This is a genomic window from Enterobacter cloacae complex sp. 394F7 (genome assembly GCF_057320385.1).
Genome location: NZ_JBXWCS010000009.1, coordinates 238,584 through 251,056 on the forward strand (window position 1 = coordinate 238,584; position 12,473 = coordinate 251,056).

Consider the following 12,473-nt stretch of genomic DNA (forward strand, 5'->3'; position numbering starts at 1 on the left):
TGTCAGTTTTTCCTGGCAAACGTATAGCAACGTCCTAGTTTTAGTGAACGGCATAGTGTGATGCCGCTCACTGACAGGACCGTTGCTGAACTATGGCTGAAGAACAAAACCCGCCTGCTGACGAGCAGGACAAAAACAATAATGAGCGTAAGCGTCCGGGCAAAAAACCGTTAATTATCCTTGGCATTGTCGTGGTGGTGATGGTCATCGTGGCGCTGGTCTGGTGGTTTTTAACCCGTAACGAAGAGACAACTGACGACGCCTTTACCGACGGCGATGTGGTGACGATTGCCCCTAAAACGGCGGGTTATGTCACGGCGCTACATGTGCGTGATAACCAGCGCGTGAAAAAGGGCGATCTGCTGGTGGTTATCGATCCGCGTGATACCACCGCCCAGCGCGATCAGGCTCAGGCCCAGCTTGGCCTGGCTATTGCGCAGCTGCATCAGGCCCAGGCACAGCTGGCGCTCTCGAAAGTGCAATACCCCGCCCAGCGCGACGAAGCCAAAGCGCAGGTGCTGAAAGCGCAGGCAGACCTCGCCAACGCGCAGGCGGAGTATCGCCGCCAGCGCGGGGTCGATCCGCGTGCCACCACCCAACAAAGCATTGATTCCGCCAACGCCCAGCTGCGTAGTGCACAGGCCGCTCTGGCAAGTGCGCAGGCCCAGCTGGAAGTGGCGGAGCAGGTACAGCTGCAAATCCGCCAGCAGGAGACCAACGTTGAAGCGCGTGAGCGCCAGGTCGATCAGGCTAAAGCGCAGCTGGAAACCGCTAACCTCAACCTCTCTTACACCGAAGTTCGCGCCCCGTTCGACGGGTTTGTCACTAAGCGCAACGTGCAGCCGGGTACTTTGGTACAGGCGGGCACGGCGCTGTTCTCGCTGGTCTCACCCAACGTCTGGGTGGTGGCCAACTTTAAAGAGTCTCAGCTTGAGCGCATGAAGCCAGGCGATAAGGTGGAGGTTTCCGTCGATGCCTGGCCAGATATGGCGCTTGAAGGCCATGTCGACAGTATCCAGCAGGGCAGCGGCTCGCGTTTCTCGGCGTTCCCGTCGGAAAACGCCACCGGCAACTTTGTTAAAATTGTCCAGCGCGTGCCGGTGAAAATTGTGATTGATAAAGGGCTGGATCCGAACAAACCGCTGCCGCTGGGGCTGTCGGTAGAACCGAAGGTCACCGTGGAATGACGGATCACAGCCACGACAACTGGAAGCCCGCCAGCAATCCGTGGGCGGTGGCGATTGTCGTTACGCTGGCGGTGTTTATGGAGATCCTCGACACCACCATCGTCAACGTGGCGCTGCCGCACGTGGCGGGCTCGCTCTCGTCCAGCTATGACGAGTCCACCTGGGTATTAACCAGCTACCTGGTGGCTAACGGCATCGTCCTGCCCATCTCGGCGTTTCTCAGCCGGGTGTTTGGCCGCAAGCAGTTCTTCCTGATTTGCATCGTGATGTTCACCGTCTGCTCGTTCCTGTGCGGGATCGCGACCGAGCTGTGGCAAATCATCTTGTTCCGCGTGATGCAGGGCTTTTTTGGCGGCGGCCTGCAGCCCACGCAGCAGTCGGTACTGCTTGACTACTTTAAACCGGAAGACAGGGGTAAAGCGTTTGGTCTCTCCTCCATCGCCATTATCGTTGCGCCGGTACTCGGCCCGACGCTCGGGGGCTGGATCACCGACAACTACTCCTGGCGCTGGGTGTTCTTTATCAACATCCCGGTGGGGATAGTGACGGTGCTGGCGATCTACCAGCTGCTGGAAGATCCACCCTGGGAGAGTAAAGCCAAAGAGAAGCTGACTATTGACTGGACGGGGATCGGCCTGATCGCGCTTGGCCTCGGCTGTCTGCAGGTGATGCTCGACCGGGGCGAGGATGATGACTGGTTCTACTCGAACTTTATTCGCACCTTTGCGGTGTTAACGCTGGTCGGCATCATTGGCGCCATTTACTGGCTGATGTATGCCAAAAAACCGGTTGTTGATCTGCACTGCATGAAGGACCGCAACTTTACCATCTCCAGCCTGCTGATGGCGGGGATGGCGATGATCCTTTACGGCAGCTCGGTGGTGATCCCGCAGCTGGCGCAGCAGGATCTGGGCTATACCGCCACCTGGTCCGGGCTGGTGCTGTCGCCCGGCGCAGTGTTGATTGTATTGACCATCCCGCTGGTCCTGAAGCTGATGCCGGTGGTGCAGACGCGCTGGATCATCGCCTTTGGCTTTACCTGTCTGGCTGTGTCGTTCTTCTGGTCGCGCACGCTCACCCCGGATATCGACTTCGAAACGCTGGTGCTGTTCCGCAGCGCCCAGTCGATTGGGCTGGGGTTCCTGTTTGTCCCGCTGACCACCATTGCGTTTATTTCTATCCCAAGGCGGCTGAACGCGGATGCCGCAGCGCTGTTCACCATGTTCCGTAACGTTGCGGGCTCGATTGGCATATCGCTTTCCACGGCGGCCATCACCGAGCGCTCGCAGGCCCACAGCGCGCACCTTGCGTACCACGCCTCGCCGTTTAACGAGCAGTTCCAGCAGGCGATCCGCGAAAGCGCGCAGGCGATCCAGAACTTTACCACTCAGGTCGGCGACCCGACCGGCATTGCCACCGGGCGCATGTACCAGACCATGATTGAGCAGTCGCGCTTCCTGGCCTATATCGACGTATTCACCATTCTGAGCGTGGTGGCGCTGGTCCTGATTCCGTTTTGTTTGTTGCTCTCGCCGGTTAAGAGCGAGGGGAGTGCAGGAGCACATTGATGATACACAGACGTTTACATCCCCTGATGATAATGATGCTGCTGGCAGGTTGCGCCGTGGGGCCGGATTACCAGCCGCCTGCACCGCCTGCCGTCACGCACTGGAACGATAAAGGCGACAGCACGGTGAAATCACAAACCATCTCCGCTGCGACTAACCCGCGCTGGTGGAAAACGTTCGGCTCGCCGCAGCTCGACAGTCTGATTGAACGCGCCATCGCCGGGAATTTGTCCCTGCAGCAAACGGTGCTGCGCATCGCTGGCGCGCGCGAACAGATTAACCAGGCGGGCGGGGCGTTTTATCCGTCGGTCAACGGCAATCTGCAGGCGACGCGCCAGCAGCTCGGCCTGGAAGGTGAGCTAAAGTCTCATGGGGTCTACGACCAGCTTGATAACGTCGATCCGGAACTCAGGGGTGCGTTAGGACCGCTGACGCAGCCGATCAACCTCTACCAGGGCAGCTTCGACGCCCAGTGGGAGATTGACCTCTGGGGTAAAGTTCGCCGTCAGGTTGAAGCTGCTGAAGCGCAGCAGAAAGCCGCTATTGAGCAGCGTAACGACGCGCTGGTCTCCCTTGAAGCCGAAGTGGCGCGCGCCTGGCTCCAGCTGCGCGGGGCGCAGAGCATTATTACCACGCTGAACACCCAGATTAAAAGTGCGCAGCAAACGCTGGATCTGACCGAAAGTCGCCAGCGGGGCGGGCTGTCTCCGCAGATGGACGTAGAAAATGCGCGGGCGCAACTGGGCAACCTTGAAGCACAACTGCCGCAATACCAGGCGCAGGAGCGGCAGGCGATGAACGGCCTGGCGATCCTGCTCGGCAAGCCGCCGGGGGCGTTGGATGCGGAACTGCAGTCCGCCCAGCCGATGCCTGCGCTGCCGGATATCGTGCAAACGGGTATTCCATCCACGCTGGCGCGACGTCGTCCGGACGTGCGAGAAGCGGAAGCGAATCTCCATGCCGCCACAGCGCAAATTGGCGTGTCGGTGGCCGAGCTGTTCCCGAGTTTTACCCTTTCCGGGCAGTTTGGTCTGCGTAACAGCGAATCCAACTGGCTCACCGACTGGAGCAGCCACTTCTACAGTTTTGGTCCGCAGGTCTCCATTCCCATCTTCCAGGGCGGAAGACTGGTCTCCAGCGTGAAAGTGGCGCGTGCGCAACAGGGGACGGCGGTGCTGGATTATCGTCAGACGGTACTGACCGCGCTGGGGGATGTCGAGAATGCGCTGGTGAGTTACCGCACCGATCAGCAGCGTGAAGCGGGTCTGGCGAAGACCATCGATGCGCTGCAAAACGCCTTCGATCTGGCCAGCGACAGCTACCGGCAGGGGATTGCCAGCTTTATCGACGTGCTCGACGCCCAACGGCAGCTGGCACAGGCCGAGCAGCAACGTGCCCAGGCGCAGGTGCAAAGCGCGCTCGATCTGGTGGCGCTCTATAAGGCGCTTGGCGGCGGCTGGGAGCCCTATCAGCAGGTGCAGTTACCGGATTACGCCGTTTTTGGCGATGCCCCGCGCGGATAATATTCAGAGGATTGGGCAAGAAACGGACAGGAACGCCACATTCGCGTTGGCCAGGGGGCGGGTATAACTTTCAGGCACCCATCAAACGACATGTGAGGACTATCTTATGCGTTATCAAAAACTGGGCAATACCGGTCTGTTTGTTTCTGAACTGTGCCTTGGCACCATGACCTTCGGCGGTGAAGGTGGCATGTGGGGCAAGATTGGCCAGCTGCAGCAAAGTGAAGCCGAGCAGCTGGTGGGCCGTGCGCTGGATGCCGGGATCAACTTCATCGACACCGCGAACGTCTATTCCGAAGGCCGCTCGGAGGAGATCACCGGCCAGGCACTCAAAAACCTGAAAATTCCGCGCGAAAACGTGGTGGTTGCCACCAAAGTGTTTGGCGAAACGGGCACGGCGGGGGTGAACTCACGCGGCAGCTCACGCTATCACATTATCAGCAGCGTGAAAGAGAGCCTGCGCCGTATGCAGCTCGACCATATCGATCTCTACCAGCTTCACGGTTTCGACCCCGCAACGCCGATGGAAGAGACGCTTTATGCCCTGGATAACCTGGTGCAGCATGGGCACGTGCGCTACATCGGTGTCTCAAACTGGGCCGCGTGGCAGATCGCCAAAGCGCTGGGCATTTCCGAGCGACTGGGTCTGGCCCGTTTCGCATCGCTGCAGGCCTATTACACCATCGCCGGACGTGATCTGGAGCGCGAACTGGTACCAATGATGCAGAGCGAAGGCGTCGGGCTGATGGTCTGGAGCCCGCTGGCGGGTGGCCTGCTGAGCGGGAAATATGGCCGCGACGGGCAAAGTGAAGCCGGTGGCCGTCGTCTGGAGTTTGACTTCCCGCCGGTGGAAAAAGAGCGCGCCTTCGACTGTGTGGATGTGATGCGCACTATTGCCGAAAGCAAAGGCGTCTCCGTCGCGCAAATCGCCCTGGCGTGGCTGCTGCATCAGAAGGTGGTGACCAGCGTCATTATTGGTGCCAAACGCGTCGATCAACTGGATGACAACATCGCCGCAACCGGGATCCGTTTAAGCGAAGACGAGCTGAAACAGCTTGATGCCGTCAGCGCACTGCCGCGCGAATATCCGGGCTGGATGCTGGAGCGGCAGGGGGAATATCGTCGTAATCAATTAATACAGCAGAGTATTTAATTCGCTTTGATAGCCGGAACTGCTTTGTGGCTCCGGTTTATCATCTTTACATTTAGTTTTTCTGTCATTGCTGACCAGCGCCAGCAGCAGTCCCCGATCGCCGCAGTGGTATAGATGAACTTTCCTGTCCTGTTGATACTCCTCCAGTTGCCCCGGCAGGTGCTCATATGGGCATATGTTACCATGCTGTTATTAAGGCTGATACATAATTTCATTTTTTCAAATTCACAATATGACTACATTAATTAATTGAATCATATCTATAACTTTTTAATTTTACTTCTCCATTTTCAATCTCAAATATAAAAACTTCCTGAACAATTCTCTTTGAATATTCAGAATAACACACCAAGGATATTTCATTATTTGAAAGTAGGCTGTGAGTGCTTCGCTCAAGTTTAATGGTTGTTTTTTTGAATAATCCAAGGTGTTTTTCTTTTGCATCTACCATAATACTAATGAACTTTTCTTCGGAAGTTGCTTTCTGAAGATCAGGTGATGCACCTTTATATATATCAGAATACCTTCCGTTTTGATATAGCTCATGAAAAACACTCACATACTGTTTAGCGAGGTCTGTATTTATGGGAGAGCAGCCACATAATAAAAATAATAGCGATAATACATATTTCATTATATTTATCCTGTTGATTTACCCAGCATTCCTGCCATGTTTTACAAGCCAGAGCCATAGTCGAAGCATCAACACCGGCTCCTGCCCCCACAGATTCTGTAGATGAATCTGGATTATCTACATCAACAACGTAAGTATACGCAAGATGCCCAAATAATCCCCCTCCAGCCGTCACACCTACAGAATTGCTTACTCCTGATGTTGGTAAAGACTCTGAATATGTAATAGCCGCATTAAACCCACCACCAACTCCAGCATGCCCACATGCCGTAGCATAGATACAAACATCAGATAACATTTCACCTTTCTTTTTAGCAAAAGCGATACCGACTCCAGCATGACCACCTAATGATATTAAGTCTCCACTGTCAGTAATATCAATAGATGAAGTCCCATACGAATCATCATGCCATAAGTCGTATATCAATTGATATAAAAGTACTTCTATACCTTAACGTCATTGACTATCAACAGAAGCATTTCAATCCAAGAAATGCAATACAAAATAATGAAATTTAAAATCCCTAATAGCAATAATTTTAACATTAAACCATTAATTTTATTTTTTAAAAAAATAGTGGGTAATATAGAAAAATGAATAAGGGTGGGTTTAGAAATAGAATAGTGTTATTTTTTATAGTAAACATTAAATGAATAATTAAATCTGATGTTACATAGTTTTTCTGCAAGCGAAATGGATGGTAAACTAGCAGTGCAGCCTGAATTGATAATATAAATATATCAACAATAAAAATTCTTACCAGAAAACGGCTCATTGGTTTGCACCTTCTATTTTTTGGTACTGATCCAGAACAGCGCTTACAAAGTCTTGACAGTTATTCACTATTAAACCATAGTTATCATTTCCATATTGCTTACTTCCTTGTGGAAATAATAAGTTATCTGGTTCATTTTTGACTATCTCGACTGCTTTTTTCATTACTTTATCGTTATATTTTTTCTTTATTACAGATGTAATCATTAGTTTTAGGTTCACTAAATAACCCACTATCAGCACCATAGCCGATATCAGTACCATCATCAAAGAATATATGTGCATGGAAAATGCCAAGATCGAGGCCTGTCATACCATTTGTCCTAAAACCTCGCGAACCTTTAAGTGGTCTTGTACAAATTTGAGTCAAACCTAGTGGATCTGTAAATTGAATTGGATTCAAAGGATAGTGATATAAATTCCATCCCCCCTTCAGCCCTATCGGATCCTGCGTTATATAACGCCCCTGCAGTTGGTCATAAGATCGATATCGGTTATAACACAACCCCGTATCCCAATCATTCTGCTGCCCATTAGTCATATTCAGCGCGCTATCCGATATTGGAGTTTTCCGTCAGCGTACAGTATTCCGCTTTCGCCAGTTCTGTCATATTTTAAATTATAAAAGAATTATGAGCCATATATATTTACAATAATAAAACCAATTATAAAAAATATAATTAAAGAAGTGAAAATGCCATGCAGAATACTGTAAGGCAAGTTGCCATTATTAACTTTATAAATGGAATAACTACTAATTATTCCTCCACCAACAATACTTGATGTGAAAAGTAATCGAACATAGACAAAATGAGTTATCTCCCCCCACAATAAAATAAATATCATATAAAAAACTACAGATACAATACTAATCGTTATTCCTGTCAATACAACCACCAACAAATTCTTCATGATTAATATGAATATCCATACATGCCTGGTTTCAATGAAAATGGAGATGCTCTCCACGCCTTATTAGTACAAATAGCCATTGCTTTAAATAATAGTTTATTCGTTAGCCCACGGTTATCGCTGTGGTACAGTTGGATTTTTCTCCGGGGCATGTACACCGACTCCATCTGAGCGGCCAGCCGTTCCACGTGACTTCCGGCGAATGACCTTTCTCTGCGGTCCACACCTGTTTACTGACGCGGCGTCCCAGCGGGTCGTACAGGTAGCGGTTTTCCTGCAGCGTGACATCCTGTTGTTCACGGCGGTATTGCGCCAGCCGGTTGCTTGCCTGTGGTCGGTGGGGTGTTGTAACGGGTCATACTGCTGCGCCAATTATGATTTCCGCCGATCTCAGCACTAACGAGGCATCCTTCAGGGGCCTCACCTTGTCTTGTTGCCGGTTTTCTGCTCATGAGCTATTCCATTTATAACATTTACGATTTCATTCTATTTCAACTAAATTAAATTCTTATAGTTTTATTACTTTTCCACGTTTGCCTCCGTCATCAATAAAATATGTTCCTAAACGCAATTTATCGCTATCATCCTTTCTCATTAGAGTAAATTCCTCTACTAGTGAATAATGTGTATATGTAGAACGATAAGAAAGTACCACCACATTAGAGTTAATAACATTACTAGATATTAACTCAGATTTTATGAAATCACCTAAGACTTCTTTTTTTCTTTTCATTAAAGTGAAAAAATCTTCTCTTCTTGTGATTTTTTGAAAATCATCAGTCCCATTCGCATATATAGTGGAGAAATCATTCTTATTATACAAATGCTGGAAATAAACAACCTTTTGTTGAGCTTCGTTTCTTACCTCCGCATCACCCTGTATAACAGAAGTTGTTATAAGTCTCCCTGTAAATGCGACAAGCACAGCGAAAAAAAACGCCACTGCAATCAAAATATATTTATTTTTTTTCATTTCATTACCCCAACAACTCGGACAGACATCGAGAAACTTGAGAATACGTCAACTCTCCACCAAAAACCCCTAATCCTGGGCCAACACTTAGTGACTCTGAATAATTCCCAGCCGAATCCTTTACTCCTGAACCAGAAAACTTACCCAATAACCCTCCGGAATATATAACACCTTTCGATTTGGTTTCATCTGGAGATATACCTCCACCAGAAATAGTTCCTGATATAGATAACCCGCCAGCAAATCCTATTCCGCTGTGTTCGCAAAGAATATAGTACGCACAAACATCACTATTTCCTGTTGCTCTGTTATTTGTCCCAATTGATATTCCTGTAGCAAAACTCCCTCCGCTAAAAACGTCCAAAGAGCCTCCAGCGTCAAAAGAAAGAGAGCCCGATGGGGGTAAATATGTCGGCCCATTAGCTGCGTCTATTGCTGTCGTTACATCATCATATGACATATTACCTTCCGATACAGCATTTACTGCGGAACCCAACCATTTACCAAATTCACCACCAAACGCCATCAGTCCCAACGGATCTATTTTCGATACGGGATTGAACGGATACTGATACAAATTCCACCCGCCCCGTAATCCAATCGGATCCTGCGTTATATACCGTCCCTGCTGCGGGTCGTAATACCGGTGACGGTTATAATACAGCCCCGTTTCTTCATCGTACTGCTGCCCCGGCAGGCGGATGAACTTCGCCAGAATCCACATGGTCATTATGTATATATAACATTTTATCTTAACGAGAAAAAGCCATCAGTCAAAATGTCCCATTCAGTTTTGGTGGTATTGATGATGGCTTAACCAGAGATTATGTTATTTATCTTTAAGTTTTATCGCATGAATATCGTCATAACTATTTGTGTTATTTTGTTTCTACCACCTTCTTTTTTTATCACAAATAATTCATTTAATTCATAATTAGCATATGTGGAATGATAGGATATGTTTATTTTATTTTCCCCTATCAATAGTTTCACTTGGTCGCTTTTTAATAAGCGCCCATATTGATACTCACCAAGTACAGAGAGGTTTTTTTCCATAAGTGCAAAGTAGTCTGATTTCGTCATTGACTCTTTAAATTCTTTTGAAACCACATCGGTATAAATCCCATTGAAATCCTCAGAATTAAACAGCTCATGAAATGACTCAACCACAAGGATCGCATCATGAGTATCATTATCATTACACCCAGCCAATGTAACAATACTACAGGTTAATAACATCAAAAAATAAACATACAGTCTCATATCAATTCACTATGTATTTTGTATATTGTTGACAAGTGATTACACCAGTAAACTCTCCGCCGCCAAGACCACCACTGAGAGTTGCTGAAATATGTCAGGATGATACAGATTATCCTTATCCATGATGATTTTTAAAGTCTTTGTATTTCTTATAAATAATCGGTATCAAAAGAAACCACTGAATATATCCGACAAGTACCAAAAAAAGCCATTCAATAGTTAAATATATATAACCAACATTAAGCACCATCTCTTCAATAAAGAATGTTAGCATATACAATATAATAAATGCTATCCCTGTGAATATTATTCCACTCGGGAAAGTCAATAATAACATTGAGTAAATAAGAAAATCCTCAATATCACTGTTTTTTTGCCCATCAAAAAACGATAAAGTAATTACCAAAATTAAAAAAACCATACATAACCAGAAAATTTTTAGAGTAATTGTTATGTGGTTTTTACCTATTATTAACATAACTCATCCTAATTTATTAAACCAACCCATAGGAAGGTTGTTTGTACGACAGGATTTTTGGCAACTTTCTAATACTTCATCCGACCAATCCTGGCAATCTGTACCAAAAGGAATTTGATACCATGGTCGTTTTTTATTAATTACCCGATTTTGGACACATTCATCTACGCATTCCTGGTCATCCACTTGTTTACAAGTACCATTTTCACCCGTAGGCCATGTATCATTAGTTGCTTTCCCTTGGCTACCGGGAAGAAATGCTCCTCCAGATCTATCCTGCCCACCACATACATATCCCCCTTTACCATCATCTACACATAAGTACTGGTGATAAAGCGGGTTCCCCCAGATATCAGGTCCACTACGTGTTCCACTACCACCTAATGAATGAAGAGGGATCATGCACATATATGTGGTTAACCCTAGTGGATCTATATGTGTAACGGGATTAAACGGATATTTATACAGATTCCATCCGCCACGTAACCCTATCGGATCCTGCGTAATATACCGACCCTGCTGCGGGTCGTAATACCGGTGACGGTTATAATACAGCCCATATTATGTAATTTGTAAAAGCATTATATACCATCCTGCAAGTTGTATACGATCAGCTATCGGCATCGATCCATCCCGCTGGCTGCTCAACATGTCTATCTAAGGACATAAATAACCTACATCCGTAACCCAATGCGAATTCTGCTCGATTAAAGAACAACAACTTGGTATATATGGCACAATTTCTGCCTGTTTTTTTTGAATAGCATATTTACAGGCATATCCTTCTTTCAATCCAACATCAGAAAGCGAAGGATTAGCTCCCTTTTCAAGCAATAATTTTGCAAGTTTAATATTATTTTTCCAAATGGCAGTAATTAATGCAGTGTCTATTGGTGATTTTGCTATTGCATCAATATCAGCGCCGTGAGATAGTAAATAGTTAGCTATATCTCTATGTTTCGCTGTTCCATAATATGCAGCAATTATTAAAGGTGTCTCATTATATCTGCCAGTAATAGTGTTTACATCTGCTTGAGCTACTTCAACTAAAAAGTGTACTGCTTCAATATTTGCACTTCCTACAGCTAAACTTAGCGCTTCATTTTTTTCTTTGATTGTCACTGATGAGCATTGGTTGAACTCTTTTGGCTTACATATGTTATCTTTTAAGCATTTTTCACAAAAAAACCACATCTCCTTTAGTTTACTAATCGCCATAGGTGAACTTGCCACAGATGTCAGGGATAGGTTTTTTTCAGACTCATATGCATCGCAGGAAACAATGAACAATGTGAAAATTAGAATCCCTGTTTTTAGGGAGGCTAACGATAATTTTTTTATATACATTATTTTGAATCGATCTCTGTTGTTTTTTTTGCTGCCTCTCGTTGAGCCGCTTCGAAAGCGGGGCCACCTTTTTTTTCCACTGCTAATTGATAAATACCTGCAGCAGTATAGCATTTATAAAGCATATCATCTGAGCTCAGTGTATCCTTCCAGATCTTCTTACATGCCAACACTATGTCGTCTCCAAGATGAGTATCACATGACTGCTTACTGCTTCCTGATGTTCCATAGCAGATATCATGATTTCTACAAGCCTGCATAAAACTAACACCATACAGACCATCTGGAACAAATTTATCTGTACTTTCATCTCCGCAACCATATCCCCAAGGGAAACCGTCAGGCCTTAACGAAACTGGTTTTGTAATATCGGTCCCCTCTGGGGCTACATTTGTAACTTTTGATTTATACCCAGGTTGATTAATAAAGGAACCTAACGAATCCCATCCCGCTAATCCAAGAGGATCAATTTCTATTATTGGATTGGATGTATATACATAAAAATTCCATCCCCCCTTCAGCCCAATCGGATCCTGCGTAATATACCGACCCTGCTGCGGGTCGTAATACCGGTGACGGTTATAATACAGCCCCGTTTCTTCATCGTACTGCTGACCCGGCAGGCGGATGAGCTGCGCCAGATCATGCGGGTTTGTCTCA

Annotated in this window: 11 protein-coding genes and 4 pseudogenes; 4 read left to right on the plus strand and 11 right to left on the minus strand. The window is 47.1% G+C overall.

Features of this window, described 5'->3' with window-relative positions:
• Positions 1 to 92: 92 nt before the first annotated feature.
• The 4 genes from AC2FAK_RS15290 to AC2FAK_RS15305 all read left to right on the plus strand — a co-directional run bounded on the left by AC2FAK_RS15290 (position 93) and on the right by AC2FAK_RS15305 (position 5,431).
• Complete coding sequence (locus AC2FAK_RS15290) at positions 93 to 1,187, plus strand: HlyD family secretion protein (RefSeq protein WP_029882857.1); 1,095 nt, start codon at positions 93 to 95, stop codon at positions 1,185 to 1,187.
• The gene (locus AC2FAK_RS15295; RefSeq protein ID WP_029882858.1) at positions 1,184 to 2,755 is read left to right on the plus strand and encodes a DHA2 family efflux MFS transporter permease subunit; all 1,572 of its coding nucleotides are present in this window, start codon (positions 1,184 to 1,186) and stop codon (positions 2,753 to 2,755) included. The genes AC2FAK_RS15290 and AC2FAK_RS15295 overlap by 4 nt, the downstream gene beginning before the upstream one ends.
• Positions 2,755 to 4,278, plus strand: coding sequence for an efflux transporter outer membrane subunit (locus AC2FAK_RS15300; protein ID WP_095454612.1), 1,524 nt, complete (start codon positions 2,755 to 2,757; stop codon positions 4,276 to 4,278). Before AC2FAK_RS15295 ends, AC2FAK_RS15300 begins: the two co-directional genes overlap by 1 nt.
• Before the next feature lie 106 nt (positions 4,279 to 4,384).
• Positions 4,385 to 5,431 carry an aldo/keto reductase gene (locus AC2FAK_RS15305; protein ID WP_095454611.1) on the plus strand — a complete coding sequence of 349 codons (1,047 nt, stop codon included), beginning with the start codon at positions 4,385 to 4,387 and terminating at the stop codon, positions 5,429 to 5,431.
• Positions 5,432 to 5,672: 241 nt separating this feature from the next.
• Here AC2FAK_RS15305 and AC2FAK_RS15310 read toward each other — a convergent pair whose 3' ends face one another.
• The 11 genes and pseudogenes from AC2FAK_RS15310 to AC2FAK_RS15360 all read right to left on the minus strand — a co-directional run.
• Positions 5,673 to 6,065 carry a type IV secretion protein Rhs gene (locus tag AC2FAK_RS15310; protein ID WP_311379626.1) on the minus strand — a complete coding sequence of 131 codons (393 nt, stop codon included), beginning with the start codon at positions 6,063 to 6,065 and terminating at the stop codon, positions 5,673 to 5,675.
• Between the two features lie 16 nt (positions 6,066 to 6,081).
• Positions 6,082 to 6,501, minus strand: a pseudogene (locus tag AC2FAK_RS15315) (hypothetical protein); the annotation flags it as partial.
• Between the two features lie 336 nt (positions 6,502 to 6,837).
• Complete coding sequence (locus AC2FAK_RS15320) at positions 6,838 to 7,005, minus strand: hypothetical protein (RefSeq protein WP_170942737.1); 168 nt, start codon at positions 7,003 to 7,005, stop codon at positions 6,838 to 6,840.
• A gap of 202 nt (positions 7,006 to 7,207) precedes the next feature.
• Positions 7,208 to 7,372, minus strand: a pseudogene (locus AC2FAK_RS15325) (RHS repeat-associated core domain-containing protein); the annotation flags it as partial.
• A gap of 888 nt (positions 7,373 to 8,260) precedes the next feature.
• Positions 8,261 to 8,725, minus strand: a complete 465-nt coding sequence (locus AC2FAK_RS15330) for a hypothetical protein (RefSeq protein ID WP_095454608.1) — start codon at positions 8,723 to 8,725, stop codon at positions 8,261 to 8,263.
• 4 nt (positions 8,726 to 8,729) lie between these two features.
• Positions 8,730 to 9,440: pseudogene (locus AC2FAK_RS15335) on the minus strand (RHS repeat domain-containing protein); the annotation flags it as partial.
• A gap of 131 nt (positions 9,441 to 9,571) precedes the next feature.
• A complete protein-coding gene (locus AC2FAK_RS15340) occupies positions 9,572 to 9,988 on the minus strand; it encodes a hypothetical protein (protein ID WP_095454607.1) in 417 nt (138 codons plus the stop codon).
• Between the two features lie 481 nt (positions 9,989 to 10,469).
• The gene (locus AC2FAK_RS15345; protein WP_485453298.1) at positions 10,470 to 10,874 is read right to left on the minus strand and encodes a hypothetical protein; all 405 of its coding nucleotides are present in this window, start codon (positions 10,872 to 10,874) and stop codon (positions 10,470 to 10,472) included.
• Positions 10,875 to 10,883: 9 nt separating this feature from the next.
• Positions 10,884 to 11,024, minus strand: a pseudogene (locus tag AC2FAK_RS15350) (RHS repeat-associated core domain-containing protein); the annotation flags it as partial.
• A 99-nt stretch (positions 11,025 to 11,123) separates the two neighbouring features.
• Positions 11,124 to 11,813: an ankyrin repeat domain-containing protein gene (locus AC2FAK_RS15355; protein WP_095454605.1), complete on the minus strand. Its 690-nt coding sequence runs from the start codon at positions 11,811 to 11,813 to the stop codon at positions 11,124 to 11,126.
• Positions 11,813 to 12,473: RHS repeat-associated core domain-containing protein (locus AC2FAK_RS15360; protein WP_485453299.1), on the minus strand; the 661-nt coding region annotated here is incomplete at its 5' end. The genes AC2FAK_RS15360 and AC2FAK_RS15355, both read right to left, overlap by 1 nt.

Bases quoted from the DNA above. Each gene is read 5' to 3' on its own strand.
- AC2FAK_RS15290 (WP_029882857.1), top strand. From the start codon at position 93: ATGGCTGAAGAACAAAACCCGCCTGCTGACGAGCAGGACAAAAACAAT.
- AC2FAK_RS15295 (WP_029882858.1), top strand. From the start codon at position 1,184: ATGACGGATCACAGCCACGACAACTGGAAGCCCGCCAGCAATCCGTGG.
- AC2FAK_RS15300 (WP_095454612.1), top strand. From the start codon at position 2,755: ATGATACACAGACGTTTACATCCCCTGATGATAATGATGCTGCTGGCA.
- AC2FAK_RS15305 (WP_095454611.1), top strand. From the start codon at position 4,385: ATGCGTTATCAAAAACTGGGCAATACCGGTCTGTTTGTTTCTGAACTG.
- AC2FAK_RS15310 (WP_311379626.1), bottom strand. From the start codon at position 6,065: ATGAAATATGTATTATCGCTATTATTTTTATTATGTGGCTGCTCTCCC.
- AC2FAK_RS15320 (WP_170942737.1), bottom strand. From the start codon at position 7,005: ATGAAAAAAGCAGTCGAGATAGTCAAAAATGAACCAGATAACTTATTA.
- AC2FAK_RS15330 (WP_095454608.1), bottom strand. From the start codon at position 8,725: ATGAAAAAAAATAAATATATTTTGATTGCAGTGGCGTTTTTTTTCGCT.
- AC2FAK_RS15340 (WP_095454607.1), bottom strand. From the start codon at position 9,988: ATGAGACTGTATGTTTATTTTTTGATGTTATTAACCTGTAGTATTGTT.
- AC2FAK_RS15345 (WP_485453298.1), bottom strand. From the start codon at position 10,874: ATGTGCATGATCCCTCTTCATTCATTAGGTGGTAGTGGAACACGTAGT.
- AC2FAK_RS15355 (WP_095454605.1), bottom strand. From the start codon at position 11,813: ATGTATATAAAAAAATTATCGTTAGCCTCCCTAAAAACAGGGATTCTA.